14 protein-coding genes are annotated in these 19,484 nt (G+C 38.5%); 7 read left to right on the top strand and 7 right to left on the bottom strand.

Annotated features, from left to right (window positions below; genetic code table 11):
• Positions 1 to 33 precede the first annotated feature (33 nt).
• From ACFS6I_RS09505 to ACFS6I_RS09495, 3 genes are read left to right on the top strand one after another with little or no spacing between them, the layout of a single operon-like run.
• Entirely contained in the window at positions 34 to 3,198 is a 3,165-nt protein-coding gene (locus ACFS6I_RS09505; RefSeq protein WP_380919931.1) for a SusC/RagA family TonB-linked outer membrane protein, read from the top strand.
• A gap of 28 nt (positions 3,199 to 3,226) precedes the next feature.
• A complete protein-coding gene (locus ACFS6I_RS09500; RefSeq protein ID WP_380919929.1) occupies positions 3,227 to 5,056 on the top strand; it encodes a RagB/SusD family nutrient uptake outer membrane protein in 1,830 nt (609 codons plus the stop codon).
• 16 nt (positions 5,057 to 5,072) lie between these two features.
• A complete protein-coding gene (locus tag ACFS6I_RS09495; protein WP_380919927.1) occupies positions 5,073 to 5,741 on the top strand; it encodes a DUF3823 domain-containing protein in 669 nt (222 codons plus the stop codon).
• Between the two features lie 69 nt (positions 5,742 to 5,810).
• Here the strand turns inward: ACFS6I_RS09495 and ACFS6I_RS09490 are convergent, their stop codons facing one another.
• Together ACFS6I_RS09490 and ACFS6I_RS09485 are read right to left on the bottom strand one after the other, a co-directional pair.
• The gene (locus tag ACFS6I_RS09490; RefSeq protein WP_380919925.1) at positions 5,811 to 7,541 is read right to left on the bottom strand and encodes an ABC transporter ATP-binding protein; all 1,731 of its coding nucleotides are present in this window, start codon (positions 7,539 to 7,541) and stop codon (positions 5,811 to 5,813) included.
• A 103-nt stretch (positions 7,542 to 7,644) separates the two neighbouring features.
• Complete coding sequence (locus ACFS6I_RS09485; protein WP_380919923.1) at positions 7,645 to 9,396, bottom strand: ABC transporter ATP-binding protein; 1,752 nt, start codon at positions 9,394 to 9,396, stop codon at positions 7,645 to 7,647.
• Positions 9,397 to 9,640: 244 nt separating this feature from the next.
• On the opposite strand from ACFS6I_RS09485, the gene ACFS6I_RS09480 reads away from it, so the two are divergent.
• Positions 9,641 to 10,429: a carbon-nitrogen hydrolase family protein gene (locus ACFS6I_RS09480; RefSeq protein WP_380919921.1), complete on the top strand. Its 789-nt coding sequence runs from the start codon at positions 9,641 to 9,643 to the stop codon at positions 10,427 to 10,429.
• Positions 10,430 to 10,668: 239 nt separating this feature from the next.
• Positions 10,669 to 12,288, top strand: coding sequence for an NADP-dependent glyceraldehyde-3-phosphate dehydrogenase (locus ACFS6I_RS09475; protein ID WP_021188556.1), 1,620 nt, complete (start codon positions 10,669 to 10,671; stop codon positions 12,286 to 12,288).
• Positions 12,289 to 12,455: 167 nt separating this feature from the next.
• On the opposite strand, the gene ACFS6I_RS09470 is transcribed toward ACFS6I_RS09475, so the two are convergent.
• The 5 genes from ACFS6I_RS09470 to ACFS6I_RS09450 form a co-directional block, all read right to left on the bottom strand.
• Entirely contained in the window at positions 12,456 to 12,872 is a 417-nt protein-coding gene (locus ACFS6I_RS09470) for a DUF1801 domain-containing protein (protein WP_380919919.1), read from the bottom strand.
• Between the two features lie 3 nt (positions 12,873 to 12,875).
• Positions 12,876 to 13,727: a TraB/GumN family protein gene (locus ACFS6I_RS09465; RefSeq protein WP_132768113.1), complete on the bottom strand. Its 852-nt coding sequence runs from the start codon at positions 13,725 to 13,727 to the stop codon at positions 12,876 to 12,878.
• A 107-nt stretch (positions 13,728 to 13,834) separates the two neighbouring features.
• A complete protein-coding gene (locus ACFS6I_RS09460; RefSeq protein ID WP_380919917.1) occupies positions 13,835 to 14,230 on the bottom strand; it encodes an OsmC family protein in 396 nt (131 codons plus the stop codon).
• Between the two features lie 5 nt (positions 14,231 to 14,235).
• The gene (locus tag ACFS6I_RS09455) at positions 14,236 to 15,123 is read right to left on the bottom strand and encodes a pirin family protein (RefSeq protein ID WP_380919915.1); all 888 of its coding nucleotides are present in this window, start codon (positions 15,121 to 15,123) and stop codon (positions 14,236 to 14,238) included.
• 385 nt (positions 15,124 to 15,508) lie between these two features.
• Positions 15,509 to 17,095, bottom strand: a complete 1,587-nt coding sequence (locus ACFS6I_RS09450; protein ID WP_380919913.1) for an ABC-F family ATP-binding cassette domain-containing protein — start codon at positions 17,093 to 17,095, stop codon at positions 15,509 to 15,511.
• 479 nt (positions 17,096 to 17,574) lie between these two features.
• Here ACFS6I_RS09450 and ACFS6I_RS09445 point away from each other — a divergent pair, with 479 nt between their 5' ends.
• Positions 17,575 to 17,997 (top strand): HYC_CC_PP family protein, encoded by a 423-nt coding sequence (locus ACFS6I_RS09445; protein WP_380919911.1) that lies wholly within the window; start codon positions 17,575 to 17,577, stop codon positions 17,995 to 17,997.
• 87 nt (positions 17,998 to 18,084) lie between these two features.
• Entirely contained in the window at positions 18,085 to 19,479 is a 1,395-nt protein-coding gene (locus ACFS6I_RS09440) for a TolC family protein (RefSeq protein WP_380919909.1), read from the top strand.
• The last annotated feature ends 5 nt before the right edge of the window (positions 19,480 to 19,484 follow it).

Genomic DNA, 19,484 nt, shown 5'->3' with positions numbered 1-19,484 from the left:
CTTAAACTTTATAACCAAAATAAATTTAAAATTATGATTAAGTTTTTCTTTAAGATTAAATTCCTTTTGAAGGTCTTTAATCTAAAAACAGACTATGCGCCTTATTTTTTTATACTCTCGAGTATATGTTCCATAAACCTAGCATATGCACAAAATAAAGAAGTGAAAGGCTCGGTCAAAAGTTCGGATGGCACTCCTTTGCAAGGCGCGACAGTTTTAGTCAAGGGAACTACCGCTGGAACATCGACCAACAATACGGGTACATTTTCACTTAGTATGAATCCGACTAATGCAACATTAGTGATCAGTCATAAAGGATATGAAACGAAAGAGATCCAGCTCAATGCTTCTTCCCAGAACTTGGATATTACTTTAGTTTCCAGTGCTCCTGAATATATTGACGAGGTTGTCGTGACGGGTTTTGGACTAACGCAAAAAAAGGAATCATTGACATCTGCCATTTCAACATTAGGATCCAATGATATCAAACGATCCACTGCTTCAACAACTTCAGGAGCTTTGGTCGGTAAGATCCCGGGTTTAAACTCACGGCAATCGGATGGCCGTCCCGGCGCTGGTACAGCTTTACAGATCCGTAATATGGGCGATCCATTATATGTCATTGACGGTGTTCAAAAAGATGCTGGTCAGTTCAATAACCTTGACTTTAATGATATCGAAAGCGTTTCTGTACTAAAAGATGCATCGGCCTCTATTTATGGTGTACGAGCAGCCAATGGGGTTATTGTGGTCACAACAAAAAGAGGAAAAAGAAATTCCGCTAATACAGTCAATCTAATCGCTAATTACGGATTTCAGAATTTATCTACCTTTCCTAAAGCTGCAGATGCAGTCACCTACATCGAGAACTATATCCAATCGGAAACTGTGCAGGGAATCAAAGATTATAAATATTCGCGCACAGATCTCGAAAAATGGAAAGCGGGTACAGAAAAAGGCTATGTACCATTTGACTGGTATGATTATATCTGGAAGACTTCACCACAACAGTATTATTCGGTCAATGCTTCTGGAGGCTCCGATAATATTAATTATTACTTCAGTGCAGGTCATATGAACCAAGAATCCATGATTGTTAATTATGGCGGTTTTAAACGGACCAATGTGCAGATGAATGTAGATGCGCAGATCTCCAAAAAACTTAAAGTGGGTGCTTCCCTTAATGCACGTTACGAAAACCGTACGAATCCTGGAGTTCCCGGTGGTGACGATTATTGGTTGCCAATTTTTGCTACTTATCGCAATTTGCCAACTGCCAGACCATTTGCCAATGACAATCCCAATTATCCGACCTTAACCTCTACCGATCCAGGTACGAATTTCGCCTGGTTAAATTATGATTTATCTGGAAAATATACGGATACCTGGCGTGTTGCCCAACTAAATTTCAATGCAGAATATGATATCATAGACGGATTGAAAGCAAAGGCTTTGGTGGGGTACTATTATGCAAATCAAAAGCTGGATAACCATGAATATACCTACAAATTGTATGGATACGATGAAGCCAATGATACTTATCCGGTGATTTTTGAAAATAACAATCCATGGCGCGAAAGAAGAATGGGACATGTTGAAGAACTTACTTCTAATTTTCAGCTGGCTTATACCAAATTGATTGAAAAACATAATATCAATGTAGTAGGAGGTTTTGAAACGATTGTCCGTCATACGCCAACGACATGGGTACATTCCATTCCGACAGCCAATTCGTTGAACTTGATCGATTATGAAACAATGGACACCTATAACGATGATGGAAATAGGACAGAAGGTCGATTAGGTTATCTGGCCCGTATTAATTACGATTATGACAGTAAGTATCTGATTGAAGTTTCGGGTCGATACGATGGGTCCTGGAAGTTTCCTCCAGGACAGCGTTGGGGATTTTTTCCTTCGGCCTCATTAGGTTGGAGAGCCTCTGCTGAGAGTTTTTGGAAAGATAATTCCATATTGAGTAAAATCAATGATTTTAAACTGCGTGCATCTTATGGTTTGCTGGGCGATGATGCCGTATCTGGTTATAGTGCATTTGATTACCTGTCCGGTTACAATTATAAATCCGGTGGATCTGTTATCGATGGTAAATATATCATCGGCTCACAGCCTAGGGGTTTACCGGTAAGGACACTTTCGTGGATCAGAGCGAAAATATTGGATATCGGGCTAGATTTTGCGCTAATCAATTCTAAACTAACAGGAAGTTTTGATTATTTCAGACGCATGAGAACTGGATTACCAGCTTCGAGGTATGATATTTTACTACCATCGGAAGTAGGTTTTAGTTTACCCAACGAAAACTTAAATTCAGATATGCATAAAGGTGTTGAAGGGATGATCAAGTGGTCAGACCGTATCGGTGAATTGAGTTACAGTGTCGCTGCGAATGCAACTTACTCCAGATTTTACGATTGGAACCAATATAAACCGAGATTTAGTAACTCCTGGAATGTGTACAGAAATTCAATCAATGAGCGCTTCGGTTACATCAATTGGGGACTGGAATCAGCAGGTCAGTTCCAAAGCTGGGAAGAGATCGCAAACTGGACAGTTGATAATGACAGACAGGGGAATAAAACTTTAAGACCAGGAGATATCAAATATGTAGATCAAAACGGTGACGGCGTTATCAATGGACTGGATGAGCGTCCTATTGGTTACCGCGAAGATGCGACACCGATTTTGAATTTTGGTTTTAATTTTTCATTCGGCTATAAAAACTTTGACTTAGCCTTTGACTTAACTGGCGGTGGTCTGAATTCTTGGTACCAGGACAATGAGCAAAGAAATCCATTTCATGATGGGGGTAATAATGCACAATACTACATGGAAGACACCTGGAGACTTTCCGATATATATGATGCAAATAGTGAACTGATACCTGGGAAATACCCCATGTTACTGATCGGCAATACATCGCACAGTAATTATTGGAACAGTGATTTCTGGAAGCATAATGTAAAATACATCAAACTTAGAAATCTTGAGTTTGGTTATTCCCTTCCGGAGAGTTTCCTGAAAAAAGCGAGTATCAAAAGAGCAAGGGTCTATTTTTCGGGACAGAATCTATTGACCTTATCTAATGTAAAAGGTGTGGATCCGGAGATCAACGCAACAAGTGGTCTGGTCTATCCGACAACGCGGATCTATAATTTTGGTCTAAACCTGACTTTTTAATTAAGGCTGTTAATTTAAAATGATAAATATGAAAAAGTTATTCAGTAATAAAATTATATGGATCGCGCTGATCGGTTTACTATCTACCGGCTGCAATAATATACTTGACCAGGACCCGGATAAGATCATCAGTGATGAACAGGTTTTTAGTGATGAAATCATGATCAATTCTGTTCTGGCTAATTTTTATGGACGTGTTCACTGGGGACAAAATACAGCGGATTCGTACAGCTATACGATTTTGGATGAAGCGGGTAAATCTGATGGAGGTCCTGATAATATCCAAAACTATGGCGATGATTTATGGCGGGTGTATGACTATACGCTCATCCGGAGTATCAATCAGTTTTTAGCTGGATTGCGGAGTACAAATGCGCTCAATATGACTAAGAAATTGAGTTATGAAGCGGAAGCACGCTTTTTAAGAGCCTGGGTTTATTTTAATATGGCCCGCGGGATGGGCGGTATGCCGATCGTGGGGGATGAGGTTTTTGAGTATACACCTGGAGATGACATTACGGCACTGCAATATGCGCGATCAACAGAGTCGGAGATCTATACCTATATCATTAAGGAAATCGATGAGATCCATGCCAACTTGGGTGACAGTCCGACGATAAATGCTGGTCGAATAAATAAATGGGGAGCATTAATGTTAAAAGCAAGAGCGGCTGTATATGCCGGATCATTGGCAAATTATAACAATAAGATGCCCAACCCGATTAAAACAACAAATGGTGAAGTTGGTATAGCGGGGTCTGAGGCTCAGAAGTTTTACGAATTAGCACTTGGTGCGGCAGAGCAGGTGATCAATGGCGGTAAATATCAGCTCAGCCTGAAGAAACCGGATGATCTAAGCCGTAATTTTTACGAAGCGATTAATCTCAAAGAGAACAATGTGGAAGTGATATGGGCAAGAGATTATAAATATCCGGGACAAACGGTAGAATTTACTAAGAATAATATTGCACCATCGCTGGCGGAAGATATTGACCGTGCATATGCAGGCCCTATTTTAAATTTAGTTGAAGATTTTGAATATATCAATGATCGAAATGGGGTTTTAAAAAATAAAGATGCGAACGGTAATTATATCTTCTATGATAATCCCTTAGCTATTTTCCAGGATAAAGATCCAAGACTAAGTGGTTCTATTATTTTGCCTGGATCGGTTTTTAAGGGCGAGGTGGTTACTTTGCAAGCTGGTCAGAAGATATTGCAGGGCGGGTCTTACGTGACTAAAATCGGCCAGCCTGGAACAAGTGATGCCAATGGTCTGATCACTGCGGCAAATGGTCCTATTACCTCAAACTTGCAGTATGTCAATAAATCAGGCTTCTTTTTCCGGAAATTTTTAGATGAAAATCCCGGAGCTTCAACAAGAGGCCGTAATAGTGAAATGTGGTTCCCGCGGTTTCGATTTGCTGAGGCCGTCATGATCGCCAGTGAAGCGGCTTTTGAGTTAAACAATATGGGTAAAGCACTAGGCTATCTTAATCAGATCAGATCTAGAGCAGGGTTGAAGGCATTAAATACGATGTCTCTAGCAGATATCGTGCAGGAAAGAAGAGTCGAATTTGCATTTGAAGATCATCGGTACTGGGATTTAAAACGATGGAGATTAGCCGATAAAATATGGAATGGATCTACGCAAAATCCGGATGCTATACAATATGCTTTGTTTCCCTATAAAGTTGTAGCTCCGGGAAATGTTAATCATGGCAAATGGGTTTTTGATAAACAACCTTTTACAAATTCACCGAATCCGCGATTCTTCCAAATGAAGAATTATTATAATTTCATCAATCAGGACTGGATTAATAATAATCCTAAAATGGTTAGAAATCCGTATCAATAAAACTAAATCAAAGAATATGAAAAATATATTGATTATTATGACTGTACTGTCATTACTGTTTTCTGCTTGTGGTAAAGATAATTATGACCAACCTACTTCGACAATTAGTGGGCAGGTTAGCTATAAAGGAAAGCCGATTGGGGTCAGAGGGACAGGTGAGGTTGTTAAATTACAGCTTTACCAAGAAGGATTTGAACTCAATGCTCCAGTTCAGGTTTACGTAGGCCAAGACGGAAGTTTCAAGTCTAAAATTTTTGATGGCAAGTATAAACTAATTGCCACTAATAATAATGGCCCTTGGTTAAACAGTACCGATACCGTACGATTTGAATTAAAAGGTAGCACGACTGTCAATTATGAAGTGACTCCTTATTACACCATTGAGAATGTAAAGTTATCCTTAGATGCCAATCAAAAGCTATCCAGCAGTTTTACAATCAACCAGGTTTTTGACAATGCGAGTGTCAATTATTATATGTTGCTGGTTAGCCGTACGGCCTTTGTCGATGATGCTACAAATATTTTCCGAAAGGATTATCAGGATGGTAAAATGGAGATCAGTTTATCAGAAGATCTCAGCCAGTTAAAAGAAGTGAGCGGAAGCGGACCTCTTTTTGCCAGAGTAGGTGTTCGGGCAAATGCTGGAGATCAGGCTGTTTATTCAGAAATAATAAAAATTAAATAGTTGATGCAGTGAAATTGTGTTAAAGACCTCATGAATCATGAGGTCTTTTTTTTTCCTAAATTCTTCAGGTTAACTATCCTTATTCACTTTCCATCCATTTGATTTCTGCTGTATTTCCCACATTTTTCTGTAAATACCATCCTGTTCCACTAATGCTTCATGTGTTCCTTTTTCTGCAATACCGCCATTATTCAATACAATGATCTGGTCTGCATTTTTAATGGTAGCCAACTTATGTGCAATTACAATTACAGTTTTAGCTTTTACAAGTTCCTGTATGGCATGCTGGATATAAATTTCATTTTCAGGATCGAGACTTGCTGTGGCTTCATCCAGCAGTATAATCGGTGCATTTTTCAATAATGCACGGGCGATGCTGATGCGCTGTTTTTGACCTCCTGAAAGTTTATTGCCACCTTCACCCACCATGGTATCCATCCCTTTCGGAAATTCCCACACGAAATCCAGTATCTGTGCTTTATCGGCCGCATCAATGATTTCTTCTAGGGTTGCGTCGGGTTTACCAATTTTGATGTTGTTATAGACAGTGTCGTCAAAGAGATATACATCTTGAAATACTTCGCTGATGAGTGTATAATACTGATCTTGATGAATATTGCGAATGTCCATGCCGCCGATTTTAATAACGCCGGTATTGACATCCCAAAAACGGGCAATGAGCGAGGCTATTGTTGATTTTCCAGAACCAGAATGGCCTACTAAAGCGAGCATTGATTTTTCAGGAACAGTAAAACTCAGATTCTGAACGGTTAACTTATTTTGATAACCAAAACTAACATTGTCGAATACGACATCATATCGATTGGGGACAACTTCTTTTCCCGTTTCCATCGTAGGTGTTTCCATAATAGCAACAATACGGTTGAGACTTTCATTCATGTATCGAAGCACCAGATAATCGACCATGACCACTTTAAGTGGGTTGTATAAGTTATAGCCCATAATGAGGAATGTAATTAATACGGGAATAGTGATGGTATTGTTGGATAAATAGTATAATCCTAAAGCGACCATCAAAATAAAACCAATCTCGAAAACAATGCCTGCTGTCACAACAAACGGACCGGGAATAGCCTCCATACGGATGCTTTTTTTTCTCAGATCTTCAAATGAATTTTCTAATCCCTTATGCTTCTCACCGGTTAATCCATAAGACTTTAAATGTCGAATGCCCTGTACATATTCTAAAAATTTTGCTCCAACAGTATTCCGGGCCGTTATTTGTTTTTTCCCTAATTTGCTGACGAAATAATTGGCCAAATATAAAAAGGGATAAATGAGTGGCAATGCCGCTAAAAGACAAAGCGCCAATCTCCAATCATAGATAAATAGGAAAATAGAAAGCACCGTGGTTCCAAAAATAGCAGAAGCCAGATTTCCAACGCTATGCCCAAAAATACCTTCAAAATTTGATACATCCTGTAGTACAATGGATGCAATTTCCCCTGGATCACGTTGTTTGAAGAAACCAAGGGAAAATTTCTGGATGCGATTTCCTAAGGCAATACGAAGTTTTGTGGACAGGTCATAGACCCATAAGTTGGATCTGACCATAGACTGCGATGCAATAAAAAATTGCACGACCAGCATGACAGCCATAAGACCTACTACCGTCCATATTTTATGTACATCGGGTTGTGGAGAAAACAATTCCCATATGATGACCAGTAAAATTGCTGATGGAGCGGCAATGAACAGGCTATGGAGTATTTCCCAAAGTATGATTTTACGCGTATCTTTTCTGTTAAAAGCGGTAACGTATTTTAGGTTCTTTATCATGTTTACTGATTTCTATTGTATGCTGTAATAAATTGAATGAATGATTGCTCTTATCATGTGAACGATGAGGCGGAATTTTATGAGGCGAAATGACCCATGTGCACTAGATCATAAATTCCTTTGCTCTGGTATGGGCATTCCACATGCGTCCATATAAGGCGCTGTTTTCCAGTAATTCATCATGTTTTCCATTATCGATTAATTCACCATGATCAAAAACTAATATTTGGTCAGCATCTGTAATTGTACTCAATCGGTGCGCAATTATTAATACCGTCTTATCTTTGATCAACTGACTAAATGCTTGTTGTATTTTGATTTCGTTTTCGGGATCAGCGAATGCTGTTGCTTCATCTAAAATTAAGATAGGCGCATCTTTAAGAATAGCTCTGGCTAATTGAAAGCGCTGTTGCTCACCACCACTTAAATGTACACCGGATTGTCCGAATAAGGTGTCGTATCCATTGGGTAAGGTCAAAATTAAATCGTGTATCTGCGCTGCTTTTGCCGCATCTTCAACCTCTTCACGGCTTTTTTTCATACCCATACAGATATTTTCATATAGGGTATCCTGAAACATAAAGCTATCCTGAAATACGAATGAAACCAGACGCATGAGCTGTTCTGTAGGATAATCTCTGACATCAATACCGCCGATGCGTATTTCACCCTTGGTGACATCCCAAAAGCGGGCGAGCAATTGTCCGATGGTACTTTTTCCTGCCCCCGAAGGGCCGACCAAAGCTGTTATTGTTTTTTCAGATACTGTAAAATTAATATTTTGAAGTCCCCAGTTTTTGTCTTGATAAGCAAAACTTACATGTTCAAATGTAATGGAGTAGTCGATAGGGGGCTGTATAACTGTATTTTCAAGTAAATGTTCTGGATACAGCAGTTCATCGATCTGTTCAACACCGCGATTGATGATGGATATTTGTATACCCATATTATTGAGGGCAAACAATGGCTTAATGTACCCTGTCCCTAAGATCAGGAACAAGAGAAGCGTGGCTAGAGTTACACCATTTTGAAAATAGAGATACAGTCCGAGAGCCAATACCGGTAACATCGCATTGCTCGTGAAACTCATAAATATAGCGAAACCGGGCGTACTGCTTTTAACCCATTCGCCCACAAATTTATTGAACCGTTTTACGGTGTTGCCATACTTGTCAAATGTTTCTGCAGACTGACCGAATATTTTCATGACAGGCATAGCTCTGACATATTCTACAATACCGGCATTCATTTCTTCTAAGGATTGATGATAATCCTGAATCAGTTTTTTATTTCTTCCACTGTACATTTTTGGCAACATGACGGCTAAAACTAAAAGTGGGACACAGCTGATTACAGCCAGACGCCAGTCCTGAAAAAAAAGATAGACAATAGTAATGATGGGTAAGGCGATACCTTTTACAAAATCGGGTATTTGATGGGCGATAAAATTTTCAATGCGTTCAACATCATCAGAAAGTATTTTTTTTAATGTTCCTGAATTACGGTTATTGAGATAACCCATGGGCAGTTTGCCGACCTGAGCGGTGATAAATTTACGCAGTTCAAATAATATATTGTACGCTGCGATATGGGATAATACGCCTGATAGAAAAAATACAAGCATACTGATTATGGCCGCTAAAATAGCATAGATGATATAGGTATTGACTAAGCTGAAATTGATGTTTTCTTTCGTGAGTTCACGGATAATATAAAAAACAAGCACATAGGGCACTAAGCTCAGTAGGGCATGCATGACGGATAGAAATCCTGAGACAAATAATAAACCCTTTTTTCGGCCGGCTATCTCAAGCAGACGGGCGATACCGCTTTTTTTATTTTTTTCTTCTTTCATTTGATTCGTGTTATGGTAACTATTATTAAGAATAGTTCTACATAATATTACTGTTTGGGCAAATATAGTGTGTTAAGCTAATCCGGGAAGTCTGTTAAAGGGAGAAAAAAGTCCTTGAAAGGGAGAAGTTTTTCTTACGTAATAAATCGATCAGGGTTTATTTTTTTTATATTTATGTAAGCCTTTGTTACTGAATATTTATTACCTTCAGCATGTTAACTATTATCTTCCATTAGCAACGATTATGAAAATAGCACTTGCATCACCACCTTTCCCTAGTTCAATAGATCATGGCCTTCAACTGCTCGAAAAATTTGCAGGCGATGCCGCACGCGGAGGTGCGGAAATTATCTGTTTGCCCGAATCATTTATACCGGGCTATCCAGGTATGGGTTATGCTATTGAAAGCCGTACTCCTGAAGCATTACAGATGGCTTTGGAAAAAGCAAAATTCATTGCAAAATCGCATAACATTGCGCTCGTATTGCCAATGGACGGCTATATTGCCGATTGTATCTATAATTTGGCTTATGTCATATCGGGTACGGGTGAGCTTTTAGGTTATCAGACTAAAAATCAGCTTGATCCAAGCGAAGATGAGCTGTGGACAGCAGGAGTGGCACGTAAGCTTTTTGAAATAAACGGATTAAAATTTGGAATAACGATCTGTCATGAAGGTTTTCATTACCCCGAATCTGTGCGATGGAGTGCATGCAATGGGGCTCATATCGTGTTTCATCCGCATCTAACAGGCAGTAATGAAGCAGGTCAACACTATCATACATTCGGAGCGAAGGAAAATCCCTATTATGAAAAGGCCATGATGATGCGTGCCCTGGAAAATACGATTTACTTCGCCAGTGTCAATTATGCCTCCACTTATCAAGAGTCTGCTTCAGCTGTAATTGCACCGGATGGTTCCTGTGTTAAGCATCAGCAGTATGGAGAAGCAGGTGTTTTAATTGTTGATATCGATCCAGCCAAAGGTTCAGGAATGCAAGCTAAAAGATTCAAAAGCAATTTATATTTATAAAAGGTTAAGTACTGTCTTTCAATTTTATCGGTATCTGAAATGCTGATTTAATTCAAAAAAATCAACTTTGTTATAGATAGTGTAATAAATACACAATTATATTAGCAAAATTTAAATTAATTGTATACCTTTATGATAGAGTAATAAGGGAATATATATTTTTTTTATCAAAGTAATCTGTTTTTCCAAACATTACCACTAACCTTTTTCATTAAAATAAAGTAAATTAAAAAAGAAAAATGAACTTAGACCTAAAGAGCATTTTTTATTCTGAAGCGGATATTCCGTCAGAATTTAATCTAGCTGAACAATTGGATCAACGTGTTTTCCTTTCAAATGGAGCGTTACTTCCTTGGGCAGGAGAGGTGAATGAAGTGTTTTCGCCTATTTGTATACAGACAAAAGACGGACTTCAGCGAAAGCGCATCGGTAGCTACCCGGTATGTACAGTTAAGGAATCGATGGAAGCATTAGATGCTGCTGTAAATGCTTTTGACAACGGACGTGGCGAATGGCCGACGATGAGTGTTGCCAACAGAATTGCCTGTGTTGAGCGTTTTACACATAAAATGTTAGAGCAAAAGGATACTGTTGTTAAATTGATTATGTGGGAAATCGGTAAGTCGTATGCAGATTCTGTAAAGGAATTTGATCGTACCGTAGAATATATCTATGCCACTATCGACGCTTTAAAGGATATTGACCGCGATTCATCCCGCTTTCAAATCGAGCAAGGAATTATTGCCCAAGTGAGAAGATCGCCACTTGGTGTGGTACTTTGCATGGGGCCTTTTAATTACCCGCTGAACGAAACTTTTACAACGTTGATCCCCGCTTTGATCATGGGTAATACGTTGTTATTCAAACCACCTAAGCATGGTACTCTTTTACACTATCCGTTGTTAGAGGCTTTCCGTTCTAGTTTTCCTAAAGGAGTGGTCAATACCATTTATGGTAGAGGAAATAAAATCGTACCGCAATTGATGCAATCTGGCAAGATCAATGTACTGACGTTGATCGGATCAAGCAGAGTTGCTGATGAGTTAAAAAAGCTTCATCCTAAGGTGAACCGTCTGCGTGCAATTTTAGGATTAGATGCTAAAAATGCGGCTATAGTAACCCGTGATGCTGACTTAGACCTTGCAGTCAAAGAAACAGTGTTGGGTGCGCTATCTTTTAACGGGCAACGATGCACTGCGATTAAAATCGTGTATGTACACCGTAGTCTAGCTCAGGAATTTTTGAAAAAACTGACGGAAGAAGTGTCACGACTGAAGTATGGTATGCCTTGGGAGAGTGGAGTAGCACTTACACCGCTTCCTGAAGTGAATAAACCAGCTTATTTAACAGAGTGTATTGAAGATGCAAAACAGTTCGGAGCGAAAGTGATCAACCCGAATGGTGGTGAAGTATTGGAGTCATTTGTTTATCCGGCTATTGTTTATCCTGTCAATGAGCAGATGAAATTATACCGTGAAGAACAATTTGGTCCAGTTGTTCCAGTTGTTCCTTTTGATGATCTGGAAGAACCAATTGAATATTTAATCGGATCCTCTCACGGACAGCAGGTGAGTATATTTAGTAATAATGCGGCTGTTATTTCTTCTTTGATCGATCCTTTGGTCAATCAGGTAAGTCGTGTAAATATCAATTGCCAATGTCAACGTGGACCGGATATTTTTCCATTTACAGGAAGAAAAGATAGTGCGGAGGGAACTTTGTCTGTTGTTGATGCCCTAAGATCTTTTTCTATCCGATCATTAGTTGCTACTAAAAATACAGAGCACAACAAAGATTTGTTAAATGATATTGTGAGTGAAAATAGATCTAATTTCTTAAGCACCAAGTATATATTTTAAGGATATGACAGCTATGCTCATCCCGATCGGGAGAAGCATAGCTGTATATTATTGTCATAAATCGGGGCGTCTCCCTTGCAAATTTAAGTACAGACTTGTACGAAAATAGCTTGGAATCACAACAGTAACTATCAAAAAGGCGAAAGATTATCTTTCGCCTTTTACTGTTAAGTATATTTCTTTTTTACGGCTGCTACACCATCCTGTACGATCTTTCTGAGAACAGCTTCATCAATATCAGAAAGCCGTTTGACGTATATACAGGATTTGCTCATTTTATATTTTCCGAGTTGCTCAAGATCATATTTTTGTTCATCATCACAGGTATAGAGATACAATGATATCGCAGGTTTTCTTGGAGAAAAACCGACCAAAGGCGCATCACCTTCATGTCCACTGGCATATTTGTAATGGTAGCTGCCAAAACCAATGATACTTGGTCCCCACAAAGTTGCGGGCTGTGCTGTAATCTCTTCCATAATTTCGATCAGCTTATAACTGTCGACCCTTTTCTGTTGGTCAGGTATCTGTTCAATAAATTGCGTAACATATTCATCTGTGGGCACTGTTTTGTTCTTCGCCATATTTTATAAGATAGGAGTGAGCTTATAACCTTTCGCAGTTAAGAGTTTCAATAAACCTTCATTGCCAACCAGATGTCCTGCACCGACTGCAAATAGATGCGAAGATTGCGTCATCTTAGCGGGCATTTTGTTGATCCAATTGTTGTTCCGTTTCGTTAAGAAATCAGCTTGTTCTTCTTTGGACATATAACTGCTGTCATAAATTACTGTTTCCAAATCTTTTAGATTTTCGGCCTTATAGGCAGTGACCATCTTATTCGATACAGCTGGCATTTCATCAATTTTTTCAAGGTATTTTAGTAAATCGGATGCCTTAAACATGCTGTTTAACATGTCGATCTGAAATTTCAGTGTTTCTAAATCATCAATTTTTTTGTTCGCTGACGCTGCTAATGTCTGGATATCCGCCTCCATGGTTTTGACATTTCTAGGGTCGGAGCAATTCATTGATTTTAAACTCAAGACAGAAACAAAGACAGCAGGGGACATCATCTCTAACATTTTGACGGATAGGCCCTGGGAAATCAGAATGCTATCAATTTTTGATAGTTCACCCTGACTTAATCCTTTCAGAAAACTCGTGTCAGGTTTCATCATTTCAGGAATTAGTGCTTTGTTTTCTTCTGATGCAAGATTTACTTCGAAAGTCACAACATCTACCAGTGGGATTAGGTTTTTAACTTTATCTTTTAATATATAATCGTCCTCACACATAATGTGCATCGTACCCAATAAATAAGAGTCTTTCTTTAATCCATTTCCTGATATTTTCCACAGGACGGTATTATCTTGTGCGTGAACAGTAAAGGTGGCTACGATAAAGGCTATGATAGCCATAAGGCATATTTTTTTCATATAAATAAGTTTTTAATACACTATAAGTATGTGAAAAGCATAAAATGTTACAGCGTGATAGCAAAAAAGCTTTATAAATAAATTATAAAGCTTTTTGAGGTATTTTTTTACGCTATCACTCGGGTCTCGACGGTTACTTGCGAAAGGAGTATTTTATGAATGGGGCAGGCATTGGCGATCGCTTCAATGCGCCCCTTTTGTTTATCATCAAGATTGCCTTGATAGCTAATTTTTCTGATAAATTTCGTTTCTTTTTTATCTTCTGACTGTTCAATATCAACTTCTACATCGATAGGTCCAATATCCCATTCCTTTCGGTCAGTATACATTTTTAAGGTAATGGCTGTACAGGATGCCAAAGATGCCGCTAATAACTGCTGCGGATGAAATCCGAGGTCAAGTCCACCTTTTTCTTCTGGTTCGTCTACAATAATGCTGTTTTTTCCTGCAGTTACTGTTGTTTTATATTTATCTATACCGATAGTAGCTTTAGCGCTATTCATGATGTTTATTTGTTTAAATAAAATTCTGGAAGTGGAATATTTCCTGTTTCATTCGGAACTTCTGGAAATCTATTGTTGATCCAGTCTTGCTTTGCTTGTTCTAATCTTTCTTTGGAGGAGCTAACAAAATTCCATAAAATATACCGTTCCTCGGGTAAAGGTTCTCCTCCGAAAATATAGATTTTTGAATTTTCACCGATTTCAAATTCACATAATTTAGCATCTTTAGCGACCAATAAATGTTTAGACTCAAATGTTGTTCCGCTATCTGTAATGGTACCATCTAAAATATAAAGACCCGATTCGCCGTATAAATCGTTGCCAATGCTGATCTTTGCCTTGTTTTTCGATTTAATTTCGATGAAGTATAGTTTGCTGTATACAGATACAGGTGATTTTTTTCCAAAGGCTTCACCCGCAATTAAGGTATAGCTGACCCCATTTTCATCTTCCCAATGCGGTAAATCTTCGGCATTGGTATGTTCAAAAGATGGTTCGCACTCTTCAAGTTCTTTTGGCAATGCTACCCAGATCTGAAGGCCATGTAAGACTTTATCGGTATGTCTTAAGTATTCGGGAGTACGCTCAGAATGGGTTACTCCTTTACCCGAAGTCATCCAGTTTACCGCTCCGGGTTTTATCTCCATTTCGGTACCTAGACTATCGCGGTGCATAATTGCTCCTTCAAAAAGATAGGTTAGGGTTGATAAGCCAATATGGGGATGCGGACCGACATCGAGATTTTCATATTCATTTAATGCCGCAGGCCCCATGTGATCAATGAAAGTAAAGGGCCCAACCATGCGCTTTTGACGAAAAGGCAATAAACGACCAACCATAAAATTGCCGATATCTGCGGCCCGTTCTTCTATAATAATACCAATGTTAGACATAGCTATGTTATTTTAAAATCTTATTGTATGAAACAGTTGTCATGTATTTTAGTTTTGGTGTCAGCAAAACCATATTGAATAGGTTATCGCTAGAGATACTGATAAATACATGCCAGAGAACGCCTCGTTCTTCTGCTAAAGATAAGTACTTGTTTTATTTATATTATTGATCTAGATTAAGAAAATGACGGCAACCAGCAATTTATTTAAAATTCAGGAAGTTTATCCATGATATGCGGCCTATAAAAGAACAATGCCAGATTTTTGTATGAAGCGTGGTGGTACAGTAATCATACGTTACTTTAGGAAAAAGATAACTTTTCGACTCCACTTACAATAGGTCTGACGTGGAGTCGAAAAGCCAATTTTTATAATGCCAAATAAACTAGAGCATGATTGTTCGCTCGATATTGATCTCCTGTAAAAAGTACTCATCATGAGATACGACCAGTATGGTACCCTGGTAAGTTTTTAAAGCGGTAGTCAATATTTCAATATTCTGTATATCTAAGTTATTAGTCGGTTCATCCATAATGATGAGATCGGGTGCTAGATTCTGAATGGTTAAGCAACATAGGCATAGCCTCATTTTTTCTCCACCACTCAGGGTATCGCATCGCTTATCCCAGCTGTCTTTACCAAATAAAAATCGATTTAATCTGATTTTGATCTCATGCTCCTGTAAGCTAGTATCATTAAATACCTGTACCTGATCATATATGGTTAGATCATTGTTAATCATGGAATAATCTTGATCAATATACACGGATTTATGTGCTGCACGATACACTTCACCTTGGTAATCATGGATCTTATTGAGCAAAATCTGAATAAGAGTTGTTTTCCCAGATCCATTTTCTCCTTTTAAAGCAATACGTTCTGTACTTGAGATTTCAAAATCTAAATTTGTATTCCAAAGTGGCTTTCCATTAAAATTGCCATTCAGCTTCTTTACTGTAAAGAGTTTTTTGCCTGCGTGTAAATTGGAGTCCGTTAGACCAAACTTTATTTTATCAATATCTGGAATTCCCTTTCTTAAGCTCTGCAACTCCTGAGATAGACCCGCACTTTTTTCATGATGCGTATCTTTTATTTTAGCGGTGCTTTTTTCAGCATTATTGCGCAAGGTATTCATCATGATTCGGGAAACGCCCTCTTTCTGCTGTTTATTCTTCCCTCTAGCATCTAATTTTTGTTGCCGCTCTATGGTCTCGCGCGCCTTGATCTTTGTTTTTCTGATTTCTTTTTCGACATGTTTGATGTCATGATGCAAGGCCTCTTGCTTCATCTTCTTTTCTTCCAGATAGAAATCATAATTACCAGCATAGTAAATCAATCCAGAAGAGGTCAATTCGTACATGGAATCGAGTTGATTGAGCAAAGAACGGTCGTGACTTACGATAATCATCGTGCTGGACGAAGAACGGATGAATTGATACAGCAGCTTACGGCTCATGGCGTCTAACTGATTGCTTGGCTCATCGAGTAAAATCAGTTTGGGCTGGTGAATACTTATCCCTGCTAGAAAAACTTTCGTTTTCTGGCCACCGCTCAGGCTGTCTAGCTTTTGGTTCAAAGCGAGATCAGTTAATTTCCAGTAAGACAATGCTTCCTGACATCGATCTTCAATGTTCCAATCATCATCGAGTACAGTTAGATTTTCTTCTGTTACAATTCCTGAAAGTATAGCATGAAGTGCACTTAACTTATGATCGATTTTTAATGCCTGCGCTACAGTTAAATGATTGTACTGACCGAATAGCTGCGGCACGTAATATAAGGTGCCATCAATACTTTTTTGGCCATGAGCGGCGGTTAATTCACCCGCAACGATCTTTAACAGTGTGGATTTTCCGACACCATTGTTTCCGATCAAAGCAACTTTTTTATTGTCCTGCAAACTTAGACTGATGTCCTCAAACAGCACATCTTTATTTTGATGTATATATGAAATGTTTTGTAAAATAAGCATAATTTCTTTTTTTAGCATGAACGATCGTGCGCATGGAGTATGCGTCACATTAATTTTTTGCAAAAAGAAATTATTTATTACATGGATATGTTGCTTTTTAGTTACTGATGCAAATCTAGATAATTTTGTGCGGATATGAAAACAAATTTTTGTGGCTGTTTATTTTTTGCACGACAAAACTGACAGATTTGTAATCTCCAGTCTTATGATTTCACTTCGGGTCATCGGCTTTTCTATTTTATACTAGTGCTTACTTTACAGCTATTTAAGTATTATTATTGCTGTTTTACGGCAAGTCATATTCCTTATAAAAGAAAAAGTTTAGATATCTTATTTAGTGGTGCATTTCTAGGGTATAATCACGTAACGGTACTTTATTAGGGTGAAGCTCGGTGCAAATTTCATAAAGTTTTACAAGATTTACCCATAATGTTATAAAAATCTAAGTTGCCTATTGCGCTAGCTTTGCACCAAGTATTATGAAAAAACTATTCGTCATATTCCTCTCATTCGTTTACCTGATCTTGTCCTCGGGCTTTGCTCAGTATGCGCATTTTTGTATGGGAACCGCAACGAAAGAAGTAACGTTAACGAATATCAATCATAATACCAATACGCCTTGTGCCATCTGTGCTTCTAAGGAAAAAGGACTGGAGAAGAAAAAGAAGAACTGTTGCAAAGTAGAAACGCAGATCTTTAAGACTGATAAAGCTTCAAGTAAACAAGCTGGCTTTGATTTTTCGCTAAAAATTTGGGGAGATGTTATTCCCAACCGAAAATTAGGTGCTGTTTTCGATAAACTATCGATCACTAATGCCTCTAATAATCCTAATTATCTGTCCGACAGAATACTTCCCCGGACAAATCCCCTCTATATCTTCCATTGCATCTATAGAATATAGAAAGTCATGTATTGAATTTGACATTTACCATTCCCAATGAAGGGGAATCGGTACTCATTCTTTATATAACTTTTTAAACTTTCGTCTATGAATCTTAAATTCATGGCGTCAGTGGGCTTTATGCTTGCTCTTAACTCATCGGGTTTTGGACAAGTACTAAACTTATCTGATGCATTGCAACGTGCAGTTGACCAGCATGATAAAATAAAATCAAAAAGAACTCTTGTTCAGTCTGCTGAACAGAATACTATTTTTCAAAACAAACAATTTCTTCCCGATGTGACCTTGGGTGCACAGCAAAGTTATGGAACGATCAATGCACAAAATGGGCCCATGTATGCTCATGGAGGTTTAGCTTCTGCGGCAACTTCAATGCCTTTGGCTGAACAAAATTGGAATGCTGCTTTCGGGTCTCTGTATTTTGCCAACGTCAATTGGAATGTATTCACCTTTGGCAAAAAAACAAATCAAGTGGCACTTGCCCGTACAAAGGAGCAGACTGCTACTGCTGATGTCGATCAGATCATATTTGAACATCAGGTCAAAGTTGCGGCATCCTATCTTAATCTTTTGGCGAGCCAACGTATTAAGTTTGTTCAGGGTAAAAATACAGAACGTGCCCAGGTATTTTTTGATATGACCTACAGTCGGGCAACAAGTGGTTTAATTCCAGAAGTTGATGTTTCGCTTGCGAAAGCAGAGGTCTCTCATGCGAGATCGTTAGAAATCAAATCTTATGATAAAGAACTGGCCTATTCAAAACAGCTTGCCGTTTTGTTGGACGATGATTTTCAAACGTATGAACTGGACAGTGTATTCAATACCAGTGTACCTATTATGCTATGGGATCAAATTCAAAGTAAAGTAGCGAGGCATCCTTTATTGGAATTGCAGCAACGTAAGATTGATGAAAGTGCGCAATCTGAAAAATTTATTCACAGCCATAAAATGCCTAATATCAATATTTTCGGTGTGGTGCAGGGACGTGGTTCAGGTTTTGATTGGAACTATGTCCAGGATAACACCGCATATTCATCTTCCTATTTTAAAGGTGCAGGAATTCAGCGTGGTAATTACCTTTTGGGAGGTACATTGAGTTGGAATTTGACAAATATCTTTCGGTTTGACAGTAAAATAAAGGAGCAACAGTTTCAATCCCAATCCTTAAGGCAAGATTATACTTTATTGGAGAAAGAACTGCATGCGCAAACCAATTTAGCGAAAGTACAGTTTCAAAATGCAGTCGATAATCTTGAAGAAACAAAAGTACAGCTCACCGCTTCACAGTTAGCCCATCGTCAACATACAGCATTGTATGAGAATGGTCTTACAACATTGGTTGATTTCACACAAGCATTGTACAGCCTCAATAGGGCTGAGGTCGATTATGAAATTGCCCAAAACAATGTTTGGCAGGCGATGCTGCTATTAGCATCTGCACAAGGAGATATTTCGATTTTACTTAAAGCGACTCAACACTAATTTTT

It is taken from the genome of Sphingobacterium anhuiense, from assembly GCF_042686355.1.
In the GTDB taxonomy this organism is placed as follows: Bacteria; Bacteroidota; Bacteroidia; order Sphingobacteriales; family Sphingobacteriaceae; genus Sphingobacterium; species Sphingobacterium anhuiense.
The sequence above is the reverse complement of the archived record's forward strand: the minus strand, read 5'-3'. Positions and strand labels throughout refer to the sequence as shown.

Coding starts and splice junctions, on each gene's coding strand:
- ACFS6I_RS09495 (WP_380919927.1), top strand. CDS start 5,073: ATGAAAAATATATTGATTATTATGACTGTACTGTCATTACTGTTTTCT.
- ACFS6I_RS09480 (WP_380919921.1), top strand. CDS start 9,641: ATGAAAATAGCACTTGCATCACCACCTTTCCCTAGTTCAATAGATCAT.
- ACFS6I_RS09500 (WP_380919929.1), top strand. CDS start 3,227: ATGAAAAAGTTATTCAGTAATAAAATTATATGGATCGCGCTGATCGGT.
- ACFS6I_RS09455 (WP_380919915.1), bottom strand. CDS start 15,123: ATGTCTAACATTGGTATTATTATAGAAGAACGGGCCGCAGATATCGGC.
- ACFS6I_RS09485 (WP_380919923.1), bottom strand. CDS start 9,396: ATGAAAGAAGAAAAAAATAAAAAAAGCGGTATCGCCCGTCTGCTTGAG.
- ACFS6I_RS09445 (WP_380919911.1), top strand. CDS start 17,575: ATGAAAAAACTATTCGTCATATTCCTCTCATTCGTTTACCTGATCTTG.
- ACFS6I_RS09475 (WP_021188556.1), top strand. CDS start 10,669: ATGAACTTAGACCTAAAGAGCATTTTTTATTCTGAAGCGGATATTCCG.
- ACFS6I_RS09460 (WP_380919917.1), bottom strand. CDS start 14,230: ATGAATAGCGCTAAAGCTACTATCGGTATAGATAAATATAAAACAACA.
- ACFS6I_RS09470 (WP_380919919.1), bottom strand. CDS start 12,872: ATGGCGAAGAACAAAACAGTGCCCACAGATGAATATGTTACGCAATTT.
- ACFS6I_RS09465 (WP_132768113.1), bottom strand. CDS start 13,727: ATGAAAAAAATATGCCTTATGGCTATCATAGCCTTTATCGTAGCCACC.
- ACFS6I_RS09490 (WP_380919925.1), bottom strand. CDS start 7,541: ATGATAAAGAACCTAAAATACGTTACCGCTTTTAACAGAAAAGATACG.
- ACFS6I_RS09505 (WP_380919931.1), top strand. CDS start 34: ATGATTAAGTTTTTCTTTAAGATTAAATTCCTTTTGAAGGTCTTTAAT.
- ACFS6I_RS09450 (WP_380919913.1), bottom strand. CDS start 17,095: ATGCTTATTTTACAAAACATTTCATATATACATCAAAATAAAGATGTG.
- ACFS6I_RS09440 (WP_380919909.1), top strand. CDS start 18,085: ATGAATCTTAAATTCATGGCGTCAGTGGGCTTTATGCTTGCTCTTAAC.